The organism is Elusimicrobium minutum Pei191 (assembly GCF_000020145.1).
GTDB lineage: Bacteria > Elusimicrobiota > Elusimicrobia > Elusimicrobiales > Elusimicrobiaceae > Elusimicrobium > Elusimicrobium minutum.
Map to the genome: position 1 here is coordinate 438,845 of NC_010644.1, position 24,852 is coordinate 463,696.

Below are 24,852 nucleotides of genomic sequence, written 5' to 3' on the forward strand. Positions count from 1 at the left end.
ATATGACAAATAAAATAAGAAAAATAGGCATACTTACCGCAGGGGGGGACTGCCCGGGACTTAACGCAGTGGTGCGCGCGGTTTCTAAAAACGCTTTAAGACAGGGGATTGAAGTTATAGGTTTTAAAAACGGTTTTGAGGGGTTGGTTAAAAATGAGTTTATTAAAATTAACGATTTTATAGCTTCCGGCATATTGACTTTGGGAGGGACCATACTGGGTACAAGTAATATCGCTAATCCTTTTAAATATATGCAGGAACCTTACGGCACGCCGGAAAACCCTGTCGACGTTTCAAATATAGCGATTAAAAATTTTGAAGACAACAAACTTGACGCTCTTGTAACTATAGGGGGGGACGGCACTTTATCAATGTCGCAGCAATTTGTTGAAAAGGGTATTCCTATAGTAGGGGTGCCTAAAACTATTGATAATGACTTGTCCGCCACGGACCAGACTTTTGGTTTTGACTCCGCTTTAGCGATAGCTACCGAAGCGGTTGACAGGATTCATACCACGGCCCAGTCCCATCACAGAGCTATGATTGTTGAAACCATGGGCAGATACGCCGGCTGGCTTGCTTTACGTTCAGGTATAGCGGGCGGCGGCGATATTATTTTAATACCCGAAATTCCTTACAGCGAGGATGTTATAGTTCAAACTATTGAAACCCGTAAAGCTAAGGGAAAAAATTTCAGTATTATAGTGGTATCCGAAGGCGCAAAAAATGAAAGCGGTGAAATGGTTATAGCAAAAACTATAGCGGGATCAACCGACGCTATCAGACTTGGCGGCGTAGGCCAGCGCATAAGCCAAATGATTGAATGCCGCGCGGGCATTGAAAGCCGCTATTGTATTTTAGGCCATGTGCAGAGGGGCGGTTCCCCCACCGCGTATGACAGATTGCTTTCCACAAGATACGGCGCTAAAGCGCTTGACCTTATAATAGAAGGCAAAACAAAGAACATGGTTTCTTTACAGGGAACCCAAATTAAAGACGTGCTTATTAAAGACGCGGTTTCAAAATTAAAACTTGTTGACCCGCACGGGCAAGAAGTGCATGCAGCCGTTTCAATAGGAACAAGTTTCGGCTCTAAGGAGATTGGTTAATGGCGGATAATTTAGATATTGTTTTCGGCGTTCATGCCGTAACGGAAGTAATTAAAAACAGAAAAAGACGTGTTATACAACTTTATGTGCTTGATAATAAGGCCGGGCACAGAGGCATAGAAGATGCTATTAAAGCGGCTAAACGCAATAATATAAAAATAGACCGTATGGACGTTAAAACTATGGACGCTCTTACCAAAAAAGGCAATCACCAGGGTATAGCGGCCAGGGTTGAACCGGTTAAAATAATGCGCCTTATAGACGCTATTGACGTTTCCCGCGGCAATAAAAAAGACCTTTGGATAGCCGTTGACGAAATGACGGATCCCCAAAATTTAGGTTCTATAATCCGCTCGGCCGCTTGTTTAGGCTTTAGTACAATAATTTTGCCTTCAAGACGTACGGTCGGCCTTACGCCTTCAGTATATAAGGTAGCCAGCGGAGCTACGGAAAAAGTTACCGTGGTTGAAGTTGCTAACCTTGCAACCGCTCTTCTTGACTTAAAAGATGAAGGTTTTTGGATTTACGGCGCTGATATGGGCGGGCAGTCAATTGTAAAAACGGACTACTCTTTCCCCGCTGTGCTTGTGGTCGGCTCCGAAGGTACAGGTATAAGAGAAAAAACTGCTGAACACTGCGACCAGGTTGTAAGTATTCCGCAGGCTCCGGGCAGCGTGGACAGTTTAAACGCCGCCAACGCCGCAAGCATTATCATGTTTGATATGTTTGCAAAAGCCAACCTTAAATAGGTTTAATCAGTTTCTATATTTTGGGTAAATAGCCCGTTTATGGCGCTTAAAAGCGTGTGTAAACATATAAAAGGGCTGTTTTACCCAATTTACTTAAATGTTATAATGTAAACATCTCACTTTATAAGGAAGTTTATGTATTTAAAGGCTATTGAAATCATCGGTTTTAAATCTTTTGCGGACAGACAAAGGCTTGATTTTGAAAAGGGCATAACGTGCGTAGTAGGCCCCAACGGCTGCGGCAAATCAAACGTTGTGGATTCTGTGCGCTGGGCTATAGGTGAAATGAGCTGGAAAAGCCTGCGTTCCGCTTCCATGATTGATATTATCTTTAATGGAACCGCCAGAAGAAGCCCTTTAAACCTTGCCCAGGTTAACATGATTTTTGATAACGAAAGCCGCAAGCTTCCTTTAGATTTTAATGAGATAACCGTTTCCCGCAAAATTTTCCGTTCGGGGGAAAGTGAATATTTTTTAAATAAAGTGCAGTGCCGTTTGCGTGATATCAGGGATTTGTTTTTAGATACCGGTATCGGCGGCGAAGGCTACGCCATTATTGACCAGGGCGGGGTGGAGTCCGTTCTTTCCGCGAGCGCCGAACAAAGACGCGAAATGTTTGAGGAAGTGGCCGGCGTTTCAAAATATAAAGCCAAACGCGAGGAAGCCATAAGAAGGTTAGACCGTGTTGATCTTGATATCGCCAGGCTTTCAGACACCGTTGTACTTCTTGACGAGCAGATTAAAAAACTTGACACCGAGGCAAAAAAAGCCAGGCTTTACCAAAAATACCGTGAAGAACTTAAAGAAAGCGAAATAGCTATTTCACTTGAATCCATAAAAGAATTTGACGCTAATATAGTAAAAGATTCTGCCGAGCTTGAACCTTTAATAAAACAAATTGAGGATTTAAACAACAATACTTCCGCCGTGGAAGGTTCAGTCGCCGCGCTTGACCTTAATTTAACGCACAAACAAAAACAGTTGGGCGAATTTAACGAAAAAATTTCAACCATAAAATACCAAATAGGTGTTTTGGAAGGCGCGGTAAAAAACTGCGAAAACCTGACAATTGAGTTAACCGCGCAGATAACCTATTCCGCCAGCGAAGGACAAAGAGGGCAAAACAGATTAAAAGAAATTACGCCCATAATAAGCGGTTTTAAAGAAAAGCTTAACGCCATTGAAGCGGAACTTCTTCCTTTGCAGAAAAAATATAACGACCAATTTGCTTTAGTTAAAGAAAATGAAGAGGCTTTAAAAAACGTTGACATTACCTCCCAGCAGCTTAATACAAATTTAATGAGAGCCGTACAGGCCGAAATGGAACTTTCAAACAAAATCGCTTTGGAAGAAAGCTCCGCAGCGCATGAGCAGCAAAATTTAATAACTTTAGAAAAAAGCGGCGCCGGCAATAACGAAAATTTAGAAAACCTTAAAAAAACGCTTGAAAATATTTCGGAAAAAATAACCGAAAAACATGCCTCCTTAGAAGGCGTTAAAAACCAGCTTAATGAAGCTGAGGAAAAAACGCGCTCTCTTTCCCGCTCGCGCATCGTTTTAAACGACCAGCTCAGCGCCAGCAAAGCGCAGGCGGCAGCTTTAAACGCCCGTTTGGAAATGATTCAAAGTCAGGGTAAAAACGACCCTTACTGGGTAGGAGCTAAATTAATTGAGGAAGCGGGCATCCCCGGGGTTAAAGGCACTCTTAGAAAAAATATTAAGTTCTCCTCTTCAGACAATTTAATTATTGAGGAAGCTTTCGGCAAATTTTTAGACTCCGTTATCTGCGATACTTTGCAAACGGCTGACTTAGCTCTTGAAAAACTAAAAGCGGCAAATAACGCCAGATGCAAATTTATTATTTTAAGCGAAGTTCCCGAAACTCCCGCCACAGGCGATGTTAAAAATTTAATTAAATATCCTTCCGGGCTTGAAAGGTTAATAAACTGCTTATCTAACTCCAATGTAAGCGGCGGTACGGTAAAAGGCGGTTTTTGGATTTCGGGTGGGGCGCAAAATATTAAAGTGCCCGAGGCCTATTGGGGGGAGGAAGAGTCCGTTAAAGACGAAATAAACTCCGTAAAAGAGAAGGCCGCTTCCATAACCAAGCAAATTGAGGAAAACGCCGCCGATATTAACAACGCGGAAAACAACCTTAAAACATTAAGAACAAGATTTCAGGAAGAAAGTATTTCTTTAAATTCCTTTAAAAATGACCTTGCTTCCAGAGAGCGAGAAATAAAAAACATTGAACAGTCATTGGAAGCTATTTCAAAAAATAAAGAATCTCTTCTTAATAAAGTGTCCGAGCGCAAAAATAAATCCGAAGAGTTAAGAAAACAATTGTCCGAAATTAAAGCCTCCCAGGATAAGATTAAGGCGGAAATTGACGCAGCCAAATCGGCCAAAGCAAAAATTGTGCAAGACGGCGAAGGTTTAAGAACGGAAATAAGCCGCGTAAACGCTGATTTATACGAAGTAAAACTTAAGAAAAATAATATTGAGGTTGACTTAAGAAGTACCGAGTTCGAATACAATAATATTATAGAAGCCGATAAAAAAAGGCAGGACCAGATTACCGCCGGTAATGAAAGGATTAAAGCCTTGTCGGAAGAAAAACTTACCGCACAGGCGCAGCTTTCCACCCAGCGTGAAGATTTAAAAACTTTAGAGCTTGACCAAACCAAACTTGCCTCGGAACTGCAGGCTCTTAAAAAAGATTTTGACGAAAAAAGCACTAAACTTAACGAATATAAAAAACGCCAGTCCGATATGCAGCTGCGCGCGCATGATTTGGAAAACGCTTTAACAAATTACCGCCGCCAGAGAACAACTATAGTTAACCATTTAATGGAGTCATGGAATATCACGCCTGAAGAAGCGGCCATGAAATTTACTAATAAAGAAATTGACCATGAACGCGTTAAGATGATGAGAAAGCGCATTGAGAACATGGGGGCGGTTAACATGACCGCGCCTGAAGAGTACGACGCGCTTAACGAACGCGCCACCTTCCTTAAAAAGCAAATTGAGGATTTGGAAAATGCCAAGCGCGACCTTAAAACCGCAATTAACAAAATTAACGCCACAACAAAAGAGAATTTTAAATATACTTTTGACCATGTGCGCAACCATTTTAAAAATATATACCAAACTCTTTTTAGAGGCGGCGAGGCGGACCTTGTTCTTACCGACCCTGAAAATCTGCTTGAAACGGGTATAGAAATTTACGCGCAGCCGCCGGGTAAAAAACTGCTTAACCTCTCGGCCATGTCCGGCGGGGAAAAAACATTAACGGCATTATCGCTTCTTTTCGCGTTTTTTACGCATAACCCGGCGCCTTTCTGCGTGTTGGACGAAGCGGACGCCGCTTTGGATGAAGCTAACGTTGAGCGTTACGTTAATTTGATTAAAGAGTTTTCAAATACCACGCAGTTTATTGTGGTTACGCACAATAAACGCACTATGGAAGCCGCGCAAATGCTTTACGGTATAACAATGGAAGAAAGCGGCATTTCAAAAGTAATGTCGGTAAATATGAAAGAAGAAAGCGCTAAACTTGACGAGCTTGTTAACGCGTAACCCGTAAATATAAAAACCGGAGTAGGCAAATGAAATACGGCGTATTTTCAGACGTGCATGCTAATCTGCCCGCTTTAGAAGCTGTTCTGGCTGAGTTTGATAAAGCCGGGATAGACCATTTTATATGCTGTGGTGATATTATAGGTTACGGTCCCCACGCGGAAGCCTGCGCTTCTGCTGTGCGTAAACTTCCCAATCTTATAGCGGTTATGGGCAATCACGATAAAGCCCTTTCCGATCCGGATATATTACAGTTTTTCAGCCAGGAATCGGTTATGCCTATAGTAGACGCGAATATGTATCTTTCAAACCAGAATATTCTTTTTTTGTCTGAACTTCCCAATGTTTATCTTTCAGAAACATTTTCTTTAGTCCACGGCACATTTTCCGATCCTTTTAAGGAATATCTTTTAACTCCGGCCCAGTTTAAATTAAATAAAGACGAGTTCCCCGGCTCTTATTGTTTTATAGGGCACAGCCATATACCTTTTATTATGTGCGGACATGATGAGCAGCATGTTTCTGTGGAATTATTTCCCAAAGAAGAAGTTACTATAAAATTTGACCCTAAAAAGAAATATTTTATTAACCCCGGGTCGGTAGGCCAGCCCAGGGACCATAATCCTTTAGCCAGCGCCGGTATTTTTGATTCCGATAACAACACTTTTAAACTTATCCGCGTAGCTTACGATATAAAAAAAGTGCAGGAAGACATGAAGAAAAAAGGCTTTTCCGAGCGTTTGATGAACAGGCTTGGCAAAGGAGTATAGAATAATATGTTGGCGCTAGACAGTGTGGCCGGCCGGTTGCGCGGGTCCAAAAAAGTAATCGCGTGGCTTGTGGCGGTAGCTTTTTTTATGCAGATGTTAGACGGTACTATTCTAAATACAGCTCTTCCAGAAATAGCCAAATCGTTTGGCGAAAACCCTTTAAGAATGCAGTCTGTTGTAATATCCTATATGCTTACCGTGGCGTTTATTTTGCCCATATCCGGCTGGCTGGCGGATTTTCTTGGCACTAAAAGGGTTTTTATAAGCGCTATTTTTATTTTCAGTTTAGGTTCTCTTTGCTGTGCTTTGTCAAACACTCTTACGCAGTTGGTGCTCTCGCGCGTTTTGCAAGGCGTGGGCGGCGCTTTAATGGTGCCCGTGGGCAGGCTTGCCGTAATGAGGATATTTCCTAAAAAAGAACTTGTTTCGGCTTTAAGTTTTATCACAATACCTGCTCTTGTAGGGCCTATTGTCGGGCCTTTCGCGGGTGGTGTTATTGTGCAGTATGTTTCCTGGCATTGGATTTTTTTAATTAATCTGCCCATAGGCGTTGTTTGCGCCGTATTTACTTATATAGCTATGCCTAAAGTAACGCCCGTTAAATTTAAATTTGACTGGATAGGCTACCTTTTATTTAGCGCGGCTGTTATACTTATATCACTTTCATTAGGAAGTGTTGATGAGGCTACGCTCGGCCGCAGGGCCGCGGTATTAATGTTTTTAGCCGGAGCTTTATGCCTTGGCGCTTACGCAAGGCTTTCAATAGCCAAACCATGGAGCGCTTTATTTAAACCAAGGCTTTTTTATGAACGCAGTTTTACCGTGGGTATAATAGCTAATTTATTTATACGCTTTGCCGGCGGCAGTTTGCCTTTTTTAGCTCCTTTATTTTTGCAAACGGCCTTAAATTATTCCCCTTTAAAAGCGGGTGTGGCAATGCTTCCTTTAGGCGTAATGTCCATAGCCGCTAAGACTTTTGTGGAACCAGTGTTAAACAAGTTAGGATACAGGCGTTTAATGACTTATAACGCTATAATCATAGGTATTATGCTTTGTTTTCTTGCGTTCATAGGGCCAAATACAAGCTATTTGTTTATTTTGGTTTATTTGGGCGTGCTAGGCATATTCAACTCTATGCAGTTTACCTCTTTAAACACTCTTACGCTTATTGCGGTTCCGCCAAGGGATTTAAGCCAGGCTAACAGCCTGCTTTCGGCTGTTATGCAAATTTCAATGGGACTGGGCGTATCTTTAGTTTCGGCCGCGCTTGCTTATTTCGGTGCGCATACGGCTAAAATAGGGTCTGAAAATATACTTTATTCCTTCCACGCCACATTTGTTTTTATAGGCGTTATTTCAATACTGGGGGTAATTTTATTTCAAAGCAAATTTGCCCGGGGTATAGTAGATAAGCCTAAAAACATGTAAATAACCATTAAAAAAAGGTAAAATGTCTTATAATACTTTTAAGATTACGCAGAGGTTAATTTTGTTATGAAAAAAAATAAAAAGGCCGCTTTAAAGAAAATTATTAAAAAAACTACAAAAGCAAACACCCCCAAGGAATCAAAAAACGAATCTCCCCTTCTTAAAGAAGTTAAACAAATTTATTCATTTATGCAGTCTGAAAATTTAGGCTCTGTTTCTTATGAGCAAAAAGGCGTTACTGTTAAAATAGTACGCGCGGCCCCCCAGCAGGTAGCGGTACCCGTTGCCGTTGGTGCGGTTGCCACTGGCAGCGCGCAAGCCTGTAGCGCTCCCACGCCGGAATACAAACAGGTTATCAAATCACCTCTTATGGGTATTTTCTTTAGAGGTTCATCACCGAGCGCGGCTCCTTTTATAAGAGAAGGGGAAAAGGTTAAAGCCGGCGATGTTGTGTGCCTTATCGAAGCTATGAAAGTTTTTAACGAAGTAAAAGCCGATGTGGACTGCGTGATAAAAAAAGTTTTAGTAGATAACGGCAAACCGATTAAAGCGGGCGAGCCGCTTTTCGCGATTGAAAAAATTTAACGGTGTTTTATGACAGATAATATTAAAGATACCTCAGCTAAAATATTGGCCTATTTACAGGGTAAGGAAAAAGTAAGTTCCTGGGAGCTTAAACTGCGCCTTCACCTGGCGGGCTCAATGCTTTATATATCTTTAGGCTCTCTTCTCGAACAAGGTAAAATTGAGGTTGAGCAGCACGGTTTGGATTACAATATAAAATTAAAATGAACAAAATAGAAAAAGAAGAAGTTTTATCCGTTTTTAAAGAAAAAGGCGCTTTGCTTGAAGGCCATTTTAAACTTTCAAGCGGCCTGCACAGCGCCAAATATTTGCAATGCGCCAAAGTGCTTCAATATCCCGAAACGGCCGAGCGTTTTTGCAAACAACTGGCCGCCGAACTTAAAACCAAAGGCGTTAAGGTTGACGTGGTTGTAGGGCCCGCTATGGGCGGCGTTATTATAGCCTATGAACTTGCAAGGCAGCTTGGCGTAAGAAGCGTTTTTACGGAAAGAGTTGACGGTAAAGTTCTTTTAAGGCGCGGTTTTGAAATTAATAAAGGCGAAAATTGCGTAATAGCTGAAGACGTTGTTACAACAGGCAAATCAACAAAAGAAGTTATTGATGTCTTAAAAGAGCATGGCGCGAACCTTACGGCCTGCGCTTCTTTAATTGACCGTAGCGGCGGGGAAGCCTCTTTCGGGGTTCCTTTTGTTAATATGGCCCAAGTTGAGGTGGAAACGTTTGAACAGTTCGCCTGTCCTATGTGCAAACAAAATATTCTGGTTGAAAAGCCCGGCTCAAGAAAAGAAATATAATATAAAACACATTAAAATTTTGTATATTAAAAAATAAGTAAAAATATAAAGTCCTTAAAGGAGGAATTATGAAAAAGTTCTTAGTATTGGCAGTATCCGCAGTGGCGCTCTTTGCCTGCGCAAAAAATAAAGTAGAAGATTCCTCCGCAGCCGCTTACAGACAGCAGCAAAAGGCGCTCATCACAGACCAGGAATTTGACAAAGTTTTAGCCCCCAAACTGGATTATGAAACGGAAATAAGCTACGAACAGCAGCTTAGAACCTCGGGTACGTTTGTCAAAGGAACACAAGGTTCTTCTAAAAAGACCTCTGCTAAAAAGAGCAAGTAACATGTCTTCCGATTCAGATATTAAGCAAGAATCAGTGCGTTTATTTAGCGAGCTGAAAAATGTCTCCTTAAGAAAAAATGTTAAGTGGACATTGGAAGACTGCGAAAAAATAGCTCCTTATACCTTAGAAATAAACAAGCTTAAAAAAGAAAAGGACGCTGTTATCTTAGCTCATTCCTACACTAACCCCGAAATAATGTACGGCGTTGCTGATACGATAGGGGACTCTTACGCTTTAAGCATGGAGGCAAGCCGCGTTAAAGCTAAGACAATAATTTTTGCCGGCGTATGGTTCATGGCCGAAACGGCTAAAATAATAAACCCGTCTAAAAATATTTATATTCCCGCCGGCCACGCCGGCTGCACGCTGGCTGATTCCATGACGGGGGAAGACCTTTCTAAATTTAAAGAAAAATATCCCGGCGTTCCGGTAATTTGCTATATCAACAGCTCAGCCGACGTTAAAGCATACAGTGATGTTTGCGTTACGTCCGCCAATGTTTATGATATTGCAGCAAAAATGCCGGGCGATAAACTTATTTTTGTACCTGATGTTTTGATGGCGGATAATCTGCAGGCCGAACTTAAAAGGCGCGGCGTAAGAAAGGAAATTGTTTCTACTGGCGGTTCTTGCTGTGTACATGATAAGTATACAGAGCAAGATGTTGAACATTTACGCTCCGAATACCCGGGCATTAAGGTAATGATACACCCCGAAGCCAGGATAGAAATATGCCGTCTTTGCGATTATGTAGGCGGTACGGGCGGTATGCTTAAATATGTGGCGGAGTCAAAAGATAAAACCTTAGGTCTTCTTACGGAAGTAGGTTTGGTTAACCGCCTTGAGCATGACAACCCGGATAAAAAATTTATATGGAACAAAGGCACTTGCGCTTATATGAAAAGAAATACTCTTCTTAATACTTTAAGCGCCCTGCAAAATCCTTCGTCCGCGCAAACGGTTGTTGTTGAGGAAAATATCTGTAACCGCGCGTCCGAATGTATTGAGAAAATGTTTAAAATGACGGACAGGTGATTTTTATGATAGATAAACTTATTATTCTTGCTTTAGAGGAAGATTTGGGGCTGGGGGACATAACTTCAGACAATATTTTTACCGAGAATGACGAAGCCCTTGCCGAAATAACAGCCAAAGAAGATATGGTAATTTGCGGCATGAACATAGCTAGAGATGTTTTTAATTATGTTGACCCTTCTTTAAAATTTACGCCTTTAAAAAAAGACGGCGATACCGTCAAAAAAGGCGAAACAGTGCTTAAGCTTGACGGTAAAACTTTAAGCATTTTACGGGGTGAACGCACCGCTTTAAACTTTATGCAGCGTATGAGCGGAATTGCGACAGCCTCAAAAGAATTTTCCGAAACAGGCAAAAAATACGGCGTTATGATTGTTGATACAAGAAAAAGCCTCCCTGGTATGCGTAAACTTGATAAATACGCAGTGCGCTGCGGCGGGGCCAAAAACCACCGTATGAGCTTGTCGGACTCGGTTCTTATTAAAGACAACCACATAGCCGCCGCCGGCGGTATAGCCAAAGCTGTGGAAAAAATACGCGCGGCTATAGGCCACACTCCTAAAATTGAGGTTGAAACAACCAATATTGATGAAGTAAAAGAAGCGCTGTCCTCCAAGGCTGATATTATTATGCTTGATAACATGACGCCCGCTCAGGTTACACAAGCTTTAAAAGTAATTAATAAGGCCGCCATAGCGGAAGTATCGGGCGGAGTTAATAAAAACAATTTGGAAGACTACTGTAAAACAGGGGCTGACGTTATTTCTATGGGCGCTTTAACGCATTCTGTTCCTTCTAAAGACTTAAGCCTTAAAATTACAGGATATAAGGAGATTTAATTATGCTAAATTATTCAAATTTATTTTCAGAAGTAACTAAACGCACCAAAGCTTCAGTAATAAGAGAGCTTTTAAAACTTACCGCCAAGCCTGAAATTATTTCTTTCGCGGGCGGATTGCCTGACCCTAAAGAATTTCCCGTTGAAGACGTTAAAAAAATGTTTGATATTATTTTAAACAAATATTCCTCCGCCGCTTTACAGTACGGCGCTACTGAAGGCTGTGCTTCTTTAAAAACAGCTCTTTGCAAATGGCTAAAAGATGTTGAGGATATTGACGTTGCCGATAACCAGATGTTAATTACATCAGCCTCACAGCAGGCGCTTGATATGGTAGCCAGGATTTTTATTAACCCCGGCGACAGGATTATAGTTGCCACCCCGACATATTTAGGGGCGTTACAGTCCTTTCAAACAGCGGGGGCCGATATTAAAGGCGCAGATAGCGATGATGACGGCGTAATACCTGAAAGTTTGGAAAAATGTTTGGAACAAACCAAAGAGGAAGGCAAACAGTGCAAATTTGTTTACCTGGTGCCTGATTTCCAAAATCCTACAGGGGTTACAATACCCCAGGAACGCAGGTTAAAAATATTAGAAACCGCTAAAAAATATAACACCGTAATTGTGGAAGATTCCCCTTATAGACAGGTGCGTTTTGAAGGGGAAGCGCCAAAAACATTTTACAACCTTGATAAAGGGCAGGGTAATGTAATTACATTGTTTACTTTTTCAAAGATTTTTGTTCCCGGTTTCAGGTTAGGCTATATTATCGCCAATGAGGAAGTTATAAGAAAGTTTGTGGTTTTAAAACAGGCTATGGATTTATGCTCACCTTCAATACTCCAGCTTGCCACGGCGGAATATATTAACGGCGGATATCTTGAAAAACATATAAAAAGAGTTGTGGAAGTTTACAGAAAAAAAAGAACAGCCATGCTTGCCGCGCTTGAAAAATATATGCCCGAGGGGGTTAAATGGACCCGTCCCGAAGGCGGTTTATTCTTATGGGTAACATTGCCCAAATATTTAGATACGGAAAAAATGTTCCCCAGCGCTATTGAAAATAATGTGGCGTATGTGGTTGGCTCGGCCTTTTACTATGACGGCAAAACCAAAAATGATATGAGGCTTAATTTTTCTTACGCTACGCCTGAAGAAATTGACGAAGGTATTAAGCGTTTGGCCTTGGCTGTTAAAAAGAATCTTAAATAAAAAAATATATAATAAAGAGCCCCGCTTTTAAGCGGGGCTCTTTGTTTTTTAATTTTAAAATGAATTTATAAGTGAAAGTGTTTTTGCTTTTACATCATTTTAACTTGCTTTTACTATAAAATAGCCAGATGCCTGCCCTGAAGATGTTGTGTCTTTTACCGATTTTCCGGTAATTGATTGGCAAATTTTTTCTGCATTTAAATCTCCGTTGGCAGCCCAACAAATAAAGTGCCCATTATAATATTTTTCAATCTGGACTTTTGTTTTTATGCTGTTACAATAAACCGAATTGTATGAGGATTGCGCATTAGTAAGAAAACATAAAAAATTATTATATTCTATTTTGGCGTCAGTAAGTTTTGTTCCTCCGGCAGGCATTTCAATATCAAGTTCATCAAAAGTCTTAGCGTAGGAGCCTGTGGCAAGGTGATATCTTACTTGTGCCTGTTCGATAGCTCTTACAAGTGGAAAAAGGCCTGTAACACGTGTCTTTTCAACTGCTCTTGTGTATTGTGGCAAGGCGATAGCCGCTAAAATGCCTATAATTAATACAACCACTAAAAGCTCAATAAGAGTAAAACCTTTTTTCATAATTATCCTCTCTATATTTTAAAGTATAACAATTTATAAAATGTAACATCAAATGATTTGTAAATAAAAATACGTTTAAAATGCGGAGAAAAAATAGCTTTTTTAAATAAAAATAAGATAGGAATAATAAAGGCGAAAACTTATTTTAGGGCAAAAAAAAGCCGAGGATGGGGATCGAACCCACGACCTACGGTTTACAAAACCGTTGCTCTACCAGCTGAGCTACCTCGGCGTACAAATAATAAAATTGTAAAATTTAAGTCCGGAAGAACTTCAAAAAATTGCGGGGACAGGATTTGAACCTGTGGTCTCAAGGTTATGGGCCTTGCGAGATACCGGGCTTCTCTACCCCGCAATATTATTATAGCATAATAAAGCGGTTTTTAGAATAATTTTTTATTTTTTACGACGGAAACAAGTCTGTTTTTTTATATGTAAAATTTAGGCCTTGACACTTCCTTTTAAGTTGTTATACTATCTTTACACACCCTGATTGTTGTTATATACACTAACAGGGTAACCAGAAGGCCAGTTATGGCCGTGAGGATGAAAAAGATGAGTTCTGTTCTTTCCGGTTGCTGTGTGATTCGGTGGAGGCACCAATACATAGCGTTAAGACCCGTAAGACAGGACAGTACACAAAAGAGATGGAGTCGTAATGAGTAAACTAACGAACTAAACCCCCGTAATATTAACGGGGGTTTATTATTTGTTAAATAAGCAATAAAAACCAAAAACCCGCGCTATTATATAGGCCCGCCGGGTTTTAAATTAACTAAAATGTTAAGCGTTTAATGTTTTGGGCGCGGGCGGCTGTTAAATAATACCGCGGCGGTTTTATTTAATAATTTGGCGGCTTTTTTTAAGGAATCTTCCTCATTTTTACAAAGAGCGCAAAGTTCAAACACTGCGGTTATTGATTTGTTTTTATAATTTTTTATCTCATTTTTACCGCATATAAAAGCAAGCGGTTTATTATATTTACCGGCAAGTCTTACGGCGTGAAAAGGGGCTTTGCCCATAAAAGTTTGTTCATCTAATTTACCTTCGGTGGTAATAACTAAATCAGCTTTTTTTATTAGATCTTCTATTTTAAATTTATTAAATATGAACTCGGCGCCGTTAATAAACCGGGCGTTTAAAAAAGCAAGCATCCCAGCCGCTATAGCGCCTGCTGCTCCAGTGCCGGGAATAGTACTTATATCTTTTTTAAATTGTTTTGTTAAAACATTATTGTATGTGATAAGAGCTTTTTCTATAACAGCCACTTCGCTTAATTTTTTAGACTTTTGCGGACCGTATACCGCGGCCGAACCTTTTGGCCCCAAAAGCGGGTTAACTACATCCGTAAGCGCAAAAAATTGAAGTCCTTTTACTTTTAAATCTTCTGTGTCAAAACTGTGTAAACTGACAAGGCCTTTTGTAGTGTCTGGGATTTTAATACCTTTGGAATTAAAAAAATTAACGCCCATGGCTCTCGCCATTCCTGCGCCGCCGTCGTTACACGCCACGCCGCCTAATCCGACATAAAAATTTTTAACGCCTTTTTTGGCCGCCTGCATTATCATTTCGCCAACGCCATACGAGGTTGAATCTAACACACGTAAATCTTTTTTAGCTATACCGCCAAGACCGCATATTTTGGCCGTCTCTATAAGCGCGGTTTTTTTGTTTAACAAAACGCAAGGGGCAAAATGTTTTTTGCCGTAAGCGTCGGAAACTTTAAATTTTAATATTTTAAGATTTTTATTGTTTGATAAAAAAGCGTCTATAATGCCGTCGCCGCCGTCGGCAATAACTTTTACGCGCGCGTTTTTAGGTGCATGTTTTTTTATTATTTTACCCGCGGCTGGGGCTGTTAAGCTGCCTTTAAAAGCGTTAGGTAAAATAAGAACTTTCATTATAACATCCAGCTGAATTTTAGTAATGCGGAAAAGTATGTGGAAGGGGAGTCTTTAAAGTCGTTGCTTCTGCTTGCGTTATGAAGTCTTGCCTCAAGGCCGACATAAGTGTCGCCAAATTTTCTTGAAACGCCCAACCCCACTGTTCCTACAAAACCAGATGACGACGCGCTGTTTGTTGAATATGTAGGAGTCGGGTCCGTAGGGCTTACGGGATTATTATAATCGTCTTTTTTAATATTTAAAGAAGCGTGCTCATAACCCGCGGACGCCAATATATAGGTTTTTAATTTTGGGCTTGTGGTAAGGTAGTAATTTGTTATTAGATTAAAATGAAATAACTGGCCCGAAGTTTCGTAAGCTTCCCTGTCCGTAAAACCGGGGGGCCAAATATCAAAGTTAGACTTACGCATGGCAGATACTAAAATGCCTGGGCCTATCCATAAATTGGTTTTTTTTATGCGCCACAAATGCTCAATTTGGGCTGAGGCGCCAAAACCGCCCACATCTTCACCCATAATTTTTAAAGAACTGTCTAAGGCGCCCGCTGATAATGCGAAATATCTTTTTTCATTACTTTTGGAAGAAGCTGTTTTTGGCGTTTTTTCTTTTTTAGGTTTTGGTTCTTTTATGGCCGGCGTTTTTTTATCAGTCGTTAAAGTGGTTTCTTTATAAACTTCTTTTGAAGCCTGTGTTGCCTGTACAAGAGGTGTTGTTTGCGCGGGCGCTGTGCGGACGGGAATATATTCCAAAGCCGGCGCTACGGAGCTTTTAGCTCCGAAAGCTTTTTCTAAATCTTCGTCAATAGCTATACCTGTTTTTTTTATTTCCGTTTCTTTTTTAGCTTCCAGCATATCTTTTTCTTTTTGTTGCTGGTCGGCGTATTTTCTTTCTTCTTCAGCCTGGCCGTAGTCATAAATTTCAATAGAAGCGATTTTAGGCATGTCTATATTGGTGTAACCGTTATCCGTTTTTAAGCGTACGTTAAACTGGTCAATATCTTCAATAACGCCTATTATCTCACCGCCGCCTTTTAAAGAGATTTTATGTTTGTCAGGCATAATTTCAACAATATTTCTTTGTGGCAGAGTAAGAACACCGTATTTTGTTTTTAAATCTAAAGTGTATTCCGTTTGTCCTAAAATAGAGCCTGTTAATATAGTGCCGTTTTTAAGGCGTACGCCTTCCGCGCCGGCGAAAACAGCGGTTAAAAATGTAAAAACTAAAACTAACAAAATTCTATTTTTCATTAAAGACACCTGTTAAGGCAGGGCTTGGAAGCCCTGCCTTAATTAAGTTTATTTTTTGGAATGTTTTTCTTCTTTTTCTTTGCAGGCGCCTTTTACCGCGCATTTAATTTTCTTAAGTGCTTTTGTAATAGTTGCGAATGTGATAAGAGCAAGAGCCACTAATCCGAAGTTGCTTGCTATTGCGAATATCGCGGGCCATCTGGCTTCGATAGGTTCATAGCCGATTGCCGTTCTTACAAAAACGTCATAGGTTTGCACTAATCCGTAAATGACAACTATATAGAACAAAACTACAAATATATAGTACAAAACGTTAAGTTTGAACCAGTTATGCGGAAAAACATATTTAAATTTTTTCAATTTACAGAGACCTTCTTTGCAGCAACAGGCTTTTTTATCTTTCTTTTCTTCTGTCATAATTTCTCCTTAATAGCGAGGCGGCTTATATTTTTATTCCGCCTCTTGTAAAATTTACGCCGTTTCACGGCTGTGTTTAATGAGCTCCTGGGCGTGTTTAAAACCCGCGGAATCCTTGCCGTGCGTACTACCTAACATTCTAGCAATTTCTAAAGTTTTTGCGTCACTGTCGAGTTGTGTTACTGTTACGCGGGTATTTTTTTTATCGCTTGTTTTACTTACGTTAAAATGTTTGTCCCCGTAAACGGCAACTTGCGCCAAATGTGTAACGCAAAGCGTTTGTTTACCTAAAGAAACTTTTTTAAGTTTTTGTCCTACCAAAAGGCCTGTATGTCCGCCTATGCCCGCGTCAATTTCGTCAAATACCATAACAGGCGTGTTACCGGCCAAAACGGTTTTAAGGCCCAGCATAACGCGGCTCATTTCTCCGCCGGAAGCTATGTTTTTTAAAGGTCTAAGGCTTTGCCCCGGGTTTGGCGAGAATAAAAACTCAACTATATTGGCGCCTTTAGGACCCAAAGACTCTTCCTCAAAAATAATATCCGTTTTAAATTTAACGTCATTAAATCCCAACTTGCTTATTTCTAAGGTAATCAAAGAATCCAGCTTTGATGCTGCCGTTACGCGCGATTCATGCAAAACCATACAGCCTTTCATAAGCTTTTCTTTTACTTCGGCAAGTTCCTGTTGTAATTCCTGCTCCTTTTCTTCTGAGTAGGACAGGCTTTCAATTTGTTTTAAAAATATTTCGGCGTTATTCAAAATATCCTGTATTTCAGGGCCGTACTTTAATTTAAGATTGTTAATTTTTTGCTGTCTGCTCAGCATAGCATCCAATATCGAGGGGTCCGCCTCAATGTTTTCATTATAAGTGTAAAGCGTTTGGGCAGCGTCTTCCAAATTGCGCAGAGATGATGTTACCTCTTCCAGTACAGGGGCTAAAGCCTCGTCCAGTTCGGACATTTCTGAAATGTTTTTTTCCGCCTTGGATATTAAATCTATACCCGCGGTTTCGCCTTCATACAGCAGGTTATAAGCATCTTTAGCCAATTCTTTTAATTTGCCGGAGTGTTTAAGCTTTGGCAAAGCGTTGTCGATTTCAATATCTTCACCTGGTTTAAGGTTAACGTCCATAATTTCTTTATATTGGAACCTATAAAGATCAAGAAGCTTTTCTTTTTGCGTTTTGCTCATATGAAGAGCTTCTATTTTAGACATTATGTCGCGCATTTTATTATAGTAAAGCGCAATGCCTTCCAAATGTTTATGGTTTTTTGCAAACTTATCTAGCAAATCTAAATGTGTGGAGGTTTTTAAAAGCGTATGATGGTCGTGCTGGCCGTGAAAGTCAACTAAAAATTCGCCCAATTCAGCCAAGGCGCCGGCAGGAACTACGGTATTGTTAATCCATCCTTTGCCTTTGCCTTTTATGTCGAGTTCTCTTTTAATGTTAATCACCGGGCCACATATATTATATTTAGCGGCCACATTTTTGGGTATAAAAGATGAATCAAAAGACGCGGAAACCGACATTTTGCCCGCGCCCTCTTTAATTAAACTGCTTCCTCCGCGCGCGCCCAAGACAAAACCCAAAGCTTCTATAATAATTGATTTGCCCGCGCCTGTTTCACCGCTAAACACATTCAGGCCGGGCGCCGGTTCTAAATTAATATCATCTAAAATAGCGAAATTTTTTATACTTAAATTTTTTAACACTATCTGTTACCCCACTTAAGTTTGCTGTTTAAAGTTTTTAAAAAGTCGTAATTTTCAACCTGTAAAAGTTTTAATTTAGTGGGACTTGTGGATATTAAAACGCTGTCGCCCGTTTCAATAATGTAGGTTATTTGCCCGTCTATGTTTACGGTGGCGTAATCGCCATCTCTCTTAAATTGGGGGGTAAAAACCAACTGTGAACTGCCTTGCATAACAAGCGGACGCTGCGTTAAAGTGTGCGGGCATATCGGGGTAATTAAAATTACGTCAACCTCAGGCGCTATTACGGGGCCTCCGGCGGCTAAAGAATAAGCGGTAGAGCCTGTGGGGGTGGAAGCTATAATTCCGTCGCCAAAGTATTTCTGGGTTTCTTTGCCTAAAGAGGACATTTCAATAGTAAAAGCCCTTGCCCCGCCTGTTTTTATAACGCAGTCATTAAAGGCGGGCTGTTCTTTCGTTATATATTTGCCGTTTTTAAATATGCTTACCGTTAGAAGAGATAAATCATGCCCGCTGTATTTACCTCTTATTATTTGAGAAAGGATTTCTTTGTAATTGATTAAATCCGCGCTTGTCAAAAAGCCGAGGTTGCCGGCGTTAATGCCAAAAAGTTTAACCTTCTTTTTTAAGGCCGCTCTTCCCGCCTGTAAAACAGTGCCATCCCCGCCTATGGTTATTAAAAGTTCAATTTCAGCGAGCATATGGGTAAAATCCGAATTATCAAAAATGGTTGTTTTTGCCCCTTGTTCCTGTAAAAAGGAGGCTACCGCCTCAGCCACGGCGCGATTATGTGTTTTTTCCTTATTATAATATAGCCCGATATTCTTAAATATAATCATATAGAAATTCTATCATAAAATTAAAACAAATCTCCGCGCGGGTTTAGAGGCTAAGGCCCGGAAGGTAAGACCTATTTGACGTATAGGTCTTTTGACCCTGGAAAACGGGCTCCCCAAAAACTAAACTTTTAATATGGGAAATAATATAAGAAAAATGTTTTTTGCATTTTTATTTTTATATGTTGCCGCTTTTGTTTTTGGGCAAAGCGCAGCGGAGCCTTCTTTAAAAGCTGTTGAAATGTCTATAACCGCCTATCAAAATGACGCTATGGCTTTTGCCGTTAAGGACGGGTTTAATAAAACTAAAAGCCTTAGAGTTCCTAGAGAAGACCCTTCCATCGACAAGCTGACTTTTGAAATAAACGCTTTTTTAGGTGATAGAAATAACGGCGGGTATATTAAAAATAAAGGGGCAAAAATTGATTATGCCAAAGAGTTGCCCAAGGTAAAAGTAATTTTGGCGGGGGAAATTCATTTTTTTAATTCAGAGGAGCAGGTTGAAGGCATTTTAAAATCATTTAAGAACCCATATTTAGCTTCCGAATTTTTCTCAACGGATATGGAGGATGAAATTGAAGTTTACAGGCTGACTAAGGATGATTTTTATATCCCTTCTTACGCACCCGAGCTAAAAGAATTAAGGGCAAAACTTATAAAACTGGCTGGAAACTCGCACATTATAGCTTTGGAAAACGGACGTATGTACGAACCAAAGAAAATAGCCGAAAAAATAAACGAAGCGGATGATTATATAATGGCTTCATTAATCGCTTCAAGTTCATTTGAGTTTCATAAAACGGTTGTCGGTTTGGGATACAGAAACGGATTTTGGCTTGATCGTTTGTCAGATATTATAAAAGATGATAACACGATAGTCGTTTACGGCGGCATGGGGCATATGCTCTACGGAGCGGAGTCAGGTTCTTTGTCAGACAGGCTTGCCGCAGAAAATATTGAAACGGCTGTTATATTTTTAATTTCAAAACAAAGGCTTGATGTACGGGTCGCCCAAGGTTTGGGTCCGGGGCTTACTTTAGTAAAAATGCCCGAACCTGAAAAATACGGTTTTGATTTTATGGTGATTCACGATTAAAAAACCGGGGATTTTTATATGAAAAAAGCAATTATAACTTTAGTTTTAATCTTAATGGTTTCTGTTTGCCAGGCGCAAAATTCTGCCACCGCTTTTGTCTATCCTGGGCATGAAAGAATTGAAGAGAAATTAAAAATTTACCAGAAAGAATTTGAACTTTCAAGTTATACTGACCCGTTTATACGTAAAGATATTGACACAAAGGCTACGGCGGAAACAGACTCCCTTATTAATGGCTTTCTACGTTCCTCTTTGACTTCTAAAAACATAAAACATATTCCGTACGGTATAGATTATTCAAAATTTATTCCTAAAGACACAAAAGTTGTGTTAGTGGGAGAGACGCATGGTTATGGCTTTGAAACCCATATGGAAAGCATAATAAAGAGTTTGAGATCTGCCGGGAAAAACCCTTATTTCGCCACAGAATTTCTTTCCTCGGAGGCTAATGCCTGGCTTGCCGCGGCCAAAAAAGAAAAAAATAAAAATTATTTAGATTTTGTTGCAATTTCTGAGGAGGCCTTCCCCATTCTGGAAGCTTTTGATGATTTAACCGTTATCGGGCTTGAAGTGCCGGAAATTTTTAATGACAGACAAATGATAAACGCTTTTTGTATACACGCCGCTCTTTTTTGCGCGCTACATGAAGGCGAGATTGCCGACACAAAGGCTGACCTTGCCTGTGTTATAAGCGCGGCTGAAGCCACTGCGTATCGCAACAGGCACTGGATTAACGTGCTTGACCCTTACCTGCGTAACAGCGAACCTGTTGTAATCTACGGGGGTATAGGGCATATGTATTATGGCGAGCCTTCCGGTTCTTTGGCGGACAGGCTTGTAGCGCGCGACATAAAGACTGTTGTTATATATATGTTCTCAAAAAAACAGTTGGACCAAGATTTAAAAGAAAAATTTAAACAAGAAGCTGTTGTCAAAATCCCGTCAGGACGGAAATCCGAACTTGGAATTGATTATGTTATTATTATTGACTAAAAGGCAAAAAACATAATTGTTTTGTCTTTACGACTTGCTGAGGTTAATTTATAAATTTCTATTATGAAACATATTAATATTTTTTTACTTTTAATTTTACTTATAAGCTATGCGCACGGCGCTCGGGATTATCTTAAAACATCTGAAGGAAACGGATACCCCAAAAAACTTTTGGCTTATATAGAAAATTACAGGGCCGAAACCGAGGCCGACCCATATATCCTTGCGAACTCCGATAGAAACGATATTACAGCGGGTGACAATTCTAAAATATTTGACTTTATAGCAAATCAGGATAATGACGCATATATAAAATATTATGGTAAAACCATAAATTATAATGAGTTTATAAGTTCCGGTATAAAAGCGCTGCTTGTGGGAGAAACGCATAACTTTGATTTGGAAAAAGAAGTTGTTAAAATAGTGGAAAATTTTAAAAAACACAGGCATATGCCATATTTTGCATCCGAGTTTATGGCTTCAGACGCCAATGATTTGATTGCCTTATGCCAAAGTTCGGGTGATAAAAATATATTAAACGGTAAACAGGTAAGAAAAGAAGTCAAACCTTTTATAGAAGAGTTTTCTGAATTAAAAATAATCGGGCTTGAGCCTCCTGAAATTTTTAACGCCCCTTTTCCGTTTGTGTGCGACTATAGCCGCGCTGTCTTATATTACCGAGCGAAAGCAGATGACGATGTGCGCCTTGCCGTGCTGTCGCCCGAGGCTGTTGCCTACCGCAACAGACATTGGGTTAAAATGCTTACGCCTTATTTATCTGATAATAATATCATTGTCGTTTACGGCGGCGCGGGACATATGTTTTATGGTGACCCTTCCGGCTCAATAGCGGACAGGCTGATGGGGCAGAATATAAACACGGCGGTTATGTTTTTGCTTTCAAAAAAGCAGTTTAAAACTAAAGGCGGGGAATATAAAAATCTTGAAAAAAAGTTTTCAAAAGGCAAAGCCGTTGTCAAAATACCCGATAGTGAGAAAAAGATTTTTCCTTTTGACTATCTTGTTATCACCGATTAAAAAAGCGCCCGAACATCAGGGGGCTTTTTTTATTGTAAAAGCGTCCTTTTGTGTTTATCTTGTTAACATGGTTTTGTTGGCTCCTTCCCAAAGTTAGAGATTATGTTATTTATACAAAAAATGCCTAAATAATGATTAGATTACAGTTTGTTTTTGTATGTTTGAGGTAATATCTGTTGTTAATGATAATTTTATATATTAGTACAAGGTGTTAATAACCTAAGTAAAAGGAGTTCACTTGCAAAAGTATAGTCGCCAGTTACGGGCATAACCTCTGCGGCTACTGTTACTCTTAGCCTGTTGAGGAAGTAGAGTTAGGGCCAAACCACTTTAAAGGATTCTTATTTTATTGTGAACTTACAAAGGATAAAGTTAAATATAAACAAAGAAATATAATCTGTTGCGCCAAACCGTAATGGAGTGTGTTTGCTTGATTAGTGTTATTAATGCCGCAAAACGCGGACTCAGATAAGTATCTTAATTCGTAAACTAAAAAATGCTCTTTTATAAAGCGTTTATTTAGAAAATCACAGTCCTTTTTAACGGCTGTGATTTTTTTGCCTAAAGCAAAACTAAAAGATAATTTCCTTCTGGTAAAACATAAAAAGCATTTTATTAAATATAGCGTGATGTTTATGGAAAAACTGCGGCTCTTATTTTTGTGCTTTGCATACGCGCGGTATTTTAAAGCCGCTAATATATATTCTTTCCATGGTCTGTGTATTAGAGCAGATAAAACAAATAAAACCCCCGGGTTTTAACCCGGGGGTTTTATTTGTTAAAACAATTTGCCTGAGGGCAGCTTTTCATATTTTTTTATTCTAAACATTTTAAGCCTGTCCTCATCAATGCCTGTACGGCTGAAAAAAACGTGCTCAATAGCGCTTGCGGGCATAATATAATTGCCTCTTTTAACGCCTTTAGGGTCAGACTTTATATCAAGCCATACAGACCATGTGTTTAAATCCGTAAAGTCTTTTTCTTCAAGTTCCGCCGCCGCTCGGTAAAGCTTTTTAAGTTCCGGTGAAGACGGGTCCGTAATAACAACGGCGCTGTGGTAACCGTTTTCTTTAGCGGCCACAATATCTTTATAAGTATCACCCACTATATAAACATTTTCAGGGGTGAATTTGTTTTTAAAAAACTTTTCCGCATTTTTTACGCCTTCAGCCAGCATTTTTGCCCTGTCAATGCAATTGTCGCCAAAACCGCCTGTTTTAAAATATTTACCCAGACCCGAAGGTTCAAGCTTTATGTAAGCGGCTTTTTCAAAATTACCGGTGCCTAAACCTAAACAAATATCTTTTTGTTTAGAAAGCAACGTTAAAAATTTTTCAATGCCTTTAATATTTTTTATTTTTTTAATTTTTTGGTTTTTCTTAACCATTTGAGGTAAAACTTTTAAATACTCTTCCTTTAATTTTTTAAATTCCGCAGGTTTAATTTTTCGGCCTTTAACAAGCTCAAAAATCATACCGAAGTTTTTAGAATCGGTGTTCCCCGTAATAAGCTGCAGGGAATATTGCGGTTTTTTACCCGTGATATTTTCCAAAGCGGTATCAAGGCCTTCTTTGCCACACATACCCGAAGTAATTAAAGTACCGTCTAAATCAAATAAAACTAACTTTTTCATTAACTTTCCTTCTCCTTCTTATTTTGCTTTTTAACAATCATTGTAATCCAGTAAGCGCCGCCGAAAGCCAGCGCCAAACCCATACCTTGGTACAGATGTATCTTCTCAAGCCCGAAAATGGCCGAAATTGTAAACGTAAGTATAGGGTAAGATAATATTATAGCAGTTGCTTTGCTCAAATCCATACCTCTTATGGCTTTATACCACAAGGGCTGCGCCGCGCCGTAATAAATTGTTCCCATAAAAAACAACATCAAATAACTTTTTGGCGTGTTTGTAAAATATAAACCGCCTTTAACGGCGAAAAATAAGAGTATTGGCAAAATTGTAATACCAGCGTAAATTACCCTTGCGCCGGATATGAAAACGGGGCTTAAATCCGCAGGAAGTTTTTTTGCCGCTATATGGCTTACCTGAAACATCCATGGGGTTAACAACACAATAATATCGCCTGTCCAGCGGGGGGTAAAATGTTCATTAAGTAAAATTATAACAACGCCCGATATAACCAAAACGCTTCCACCCAGTTGCCCCAGTGTAGGTTTTTCCTTTAAAAAAACAAAAGCTAAAATAAGTGAATATAAAATTTCAACCTGGTTTAATATAGCCGCGTTTGAAGGAGTAGTGTACCTTAAAGCGAAAAACATTGAAGTAAAAGGCAAAGCCGTACCGAACATACCTAAAACCAAAAGATATGGCCAAACGCCTTTTTGAAAAAGTTTGCCCCAAAGTTTTTGTTTGGTAAATATTGGCGCGAAATAAAGCATTGAAAATACGCATGCCAAAAACACCATAAGAGCGGGCGCCATTAAAGCCGCCCCCTGTTTGCCCGCTATAGGCCATAAACCTGTTACAAACCAATTTGTCCAAAGCGCCGCTAAAGGCGTCATAAATCCTGTTCTCCGTTTTACGGCTATGCCAAAATACGGTAAAGCCGTTTAGTAAA

The 24,852-nt window shown here is 39.8% G+C and carries 23 protein-coding genes and 2 tRNA genes; 15 read left to right on the forward strand and 10 right to left on the reverse strand.

The genetic code is table 11. The features are described from left to right. The first annotated feature begins 2 nt into the window (after positions 1 to 2). The 12 genes from EMIN_RS02110 to EMIN_RS02170 all read left to right on the forward strand — a co-directional run bounded on the left by EMIN_RS02110 (position 3) and on the right by EMIN_RS02170 (position 12,435). Positions 3 to 1,109: a 6-phosphofructokinase gene (locus EMIN_RS02110; RefSeq protein ID WP_012414582.1), complete on the forward strand. Its 1,107-nt coding sequence runs from the start codon at positions 3 to 5 to the stop codon at positions 1,107 to 1,109. Further along, complete coding sequence (gene rlmB, locus EMIN_RS02115; RefSeq protein WP_012414583.1) at positions 1,109 to 1,858, forward strand: 23S rRNA (guanosine(2251)-2'-O)-methyltransferase RlmB; 750 nt, start codon at positions 1,109 to 1,111, stop codon at positions 1,856 to 1,858. Before EMIN_RS02110 ends, rlmB begins: the two co-directional genes overlap by 1 nt. Before the next feature lie 135 nt (positions 1,859 to 1,993). Then, entirely contained in the window at positions 1,994 to 5,440 is a 3,447-nt protein-coding gene (locus EMIN_RS02125; RefSeq protein WP_012414584.1) for an AAA family ATPase, read from the forward strand. A 29-nt stretch (positions 5,441 to 5,469) separates the two neighbouring features. Beyond that, positions 5,470 to 6,210, forward strand: coding sequence for a metallophosphoesterase family protein (locus tag EMIN_RS08080; protein ID WP_012414585.1), 741 nt, complete (start codon positions 5,470 to 5,472; stop codon positions 6,208 to 6,210). Between the two features lie 6 nt (positions 6,211 to 6,216). Continuing rightward, positions 6,217 to 7,638: an MFS transporter gene (locus EMIN_RS02135; protein ID WP_012414586.1), complete on the forward strand. Its 1,422-nt coding sequence runs from the start codon at positions 6,217 to 6,219 to the stop codon at positions 7,636 to 7,638. Between the two features lie 66 nt (positions 7,639 to 7,704). After that, positions 7,705 to 8,223 carry an acetyl-CoA carboxylase biotin carboxyl carrier protein gene (locus EMIN_RS02140; protein WP_012414587.1) on the forward strand — a complete coding sequence of 173 codons (519 nt, stop codon included), beginning with the start codon at positions 7,705 to 7,707 and terminating at the stop codon, positions 8,221 to 8,223. Positions 8,224 to 8,232: 9 nt separating this feature from the next. Next, entirely contained in the window at positions 8,233 to 8,430 is a 198-nt protein-coding gene (locus EMIN_RS02145; RefSeq protein ID WP_012414588.1) for a hypothetical protein, read from the forward strand. A gap of 5 nt (positions 8,431 to 8,435) precedes the next feature. Then, complete coding sequence (gene pyrE, locus EMIN_RS02150; RefSeq protein WP_187146173.1) at positions 8,436 to 9,017, forward strand: orotate phosphoribosyltransferase; 582 nt, start codon at positions 8,436 to 8,438, stop codon at positions 9,015 to 9,017. A gap of 68 nt (positions 9,018 to 9,085) precedes the next feature. Continuing rightward, entirely contained in the window at positions 9,086 to 9,346 is a 261-nt protein-coding gene (locus EMIN_RS02155) for a hypothetical protein (protein ID WP_012414590.1), read from the forward strand. 1 nt (position 9,347) lies between these two features. Then, the gene (gene nadA, locus EMIN_RS02160; protein ID WP_012414591.1) at positions 9,348 to 10,382 is read left to right on the forward strand and encodes a quinolinate synthase NadA; all 1,035 of its coding nucleotides are present in this window, start codon (positions 9,348 to 9,350) and stop codon (positions 10,380 to 10,382) included. A gap of 5 nt (positions 10,383 to 10,387) precedes the next feature. Next, complete coding sequence (gene nadC, locus EMIN_RS02165) at positions 10,388 to 11,221, forward strand: carboxylating nicotinate-nucleotide diphosphorylase (protein ID WP_012414592.1); 834 nt, start codon at positions 10,388 to 10,390, stop codon at positions 11,219 to 11,221. 2 nt (positions 11,222 to 11,223) lie between these two features. Next, positions 11,224 to 12,435, forward strand: coding sequence for an aminotransferase-like domain-containing protein (locus tag EMIN_RS02170; protein WP_012414593.1), 1,212 nt, complete (start codon positions 11,224 to 11,226; stop codon positions 12,433 to 12,435). 99 nt (positions 12,436 to 12,534) lie between these two features. Here the strand turns inward: EMIN_RS02170 and EMIN_RS09370 are convergent, their stop codons facing one another. From EMIN_RS09370 to EMIN_RS02210, 8 genes are all read right to left on the reverse strand, one after another. Continuing rightward, on the reverse strand, positions 12,535 to 13,026 hold the full coding sequence (locus tag EMIN_RS09370) for a type IV pilin protein (RefSeq protein ID WP_012414594.1): 492 nt from the start codon (positions 13,024 to 13,026) through the stop codon (positions 12,535 to 12,537). Positions 13,027 to 13,185: 159 nt separating this feature from the next. Next, positions 13,186 to 13,258: transfer RNA gene (locus EMIN_RS02180), tRNA-Thr, on the reverse strand. Between the two features lie 49 nt (positions 13,259 to 13,307). Continuing rightward, positions 13,308 to 13,381, reverse strand: a tRNA-Met gene (locus EMIN_RS02185). Positions 13,382 to 13,817: 436 nt separating this feature from the next. Continuing rightward, the gene (locus EMIN_RS02190) at positions 13,818 to 14,927 is read right to left on the reverse strand and encodes a glycerate kinase family protein (protein ID WP_012414595.1); all 1,110 of its coding nucleotides are present in this window, start codon (positions 14,925 to 14,927) and stop codon (positions 13,818 to 13,820) included. Then, on the reverse strand, positions 14,927 to 16,177 hold the full coding sequence (locus EMIN_RS02195) for a hypothetical protein (protein ID WP_012414596.1): 1,251 nt from the start codon (positions 16,175 to 16,177) through the stop codon (positions 14,927 to 14,929). The genes EMIN_RS02190 and EMIN_RS02195 overlap by 1 nt, the downstream gene beginning before the upstream one ends. Positions 16,178 to 16,225: 48 nt before the next feature. Beyond that, positions 16,226 to 16,594: a hypothetical protein gene (locus EMIN_RS02200; protein WP_012414597.1), complete on the reverse strand. Its 369-nt coding sequence runs from the start codon at positions 16,592 to 16,594 to the stop codon at positions 16,226 to 16,228. 54 nt (positions 16,595 to 16,648) lie between these two features. Continuing rightward, positions 16,649 to 18,310: a DNA repair protein RecN gene (gene recN, locus EMIN_RS02205; RefSeq protein ID WP_012414598.1), complete on the reverse strand. Its 1,662-nt coding sequence runs from the start codon at positions 18,308 to 18,310 to the stop codon at positions 16,649 to 16,651. Continuing rightward, positions 18,310 to 19,149 (reverse strand): NAD(+)/NADH kinase, encoded by an 840-nt coding sequence (locus tag EMIN_RS02210; protein WP_012414599.1) that lies wholly within the window; start codon positions 19,147 to 19,149, stop codon positions 18,310 to 18,312. Before EMIN_RS02210 ends, recN begins: the two co-directional genes overlap by 1 nt. 133 nt (positions 19,150 to 19,282) lie before the next feature. On the opposite strand from EMIN_RS02210, the gene EMIN_RS02215 reads away from it, so the two are divergent. The 3 genes from EMIN_RS02215 to EMIN_RS02225 all read left to right on the forward strand — a co-directional run bounded on the left by EMIN_RS02215 (position 19,283) and on the right by EMIN_RS02225 (position 22,273). Next, complete coding sequence (locus EMIN_RS02215; protein ID WP_012414600.1) at positions 19,283 to 20,242, forward strand: hypothetical protein; 960 nt, start codon at positions 19,283 to 19,285, stop codon at positions 20,240 to 20,242. Positions 20,243 to 20,260: 18 nt separating this feature from the next. Next, positions 20,261 to 21,235 (forward strand): hypothetical protein, encoded by a 975-nt coding sequence (locus EMIN_RS02220; protein WP_012414601.1) that lies wholly within the window; start codon positions 20,261 to 20,263, stop codon positions 21,233 to 21,235. A 63-nt stretch (positions 21,236 to 21,298) separates the two neighbouring features. Next, positions 21,299 to 22,273, forward strand: coding sequence for a hypothetical protein (locus EMIN_RS02225; RefSeq protein ID WP_012414602.1), 975 nt, complete (start codon positions 21,299 to 21,301; stop codon positions 22,271 to 22,273). 778 nt (positions 22,274 to 23,051) lie between these two features. Here EMIN_RS02225 and EMIN_RS02235 read toward each other — a convergent pair. Both EMIN_RS02235 and EMIN_RS02240 read right to left on the reverse strand, forming a co-directional pair. Then, the gene (locus EMIN_RS02235) at positions 23,052 to 23,906 is read right to left on the reverse strand and encodes an HAD family hydrolase (protein WP_012414603.1); all 855 of its coding nucleotides are present in this window, start codon (positions 23,904 to 23,906) and stop codon (positions 23,052 to 23,054) included. Beyond that, positions 23,906 to 24,796, reverse strand: a complete 891-nt coding sequence (locus EMIN_RS02240) for a DMT family transporter (protein ID WP_012414604.1) — start codon at positions 24,794 to 24,796, stop codon at positions 23,906 to 23,908. The genes EMIN_RS02235 and EMIN_RS02240 overlap by 1 nt, the downstream gene beginning before the upstream one ends. Positions 24,797 to 24,852 lie beyond the last annotated feature (56 nt).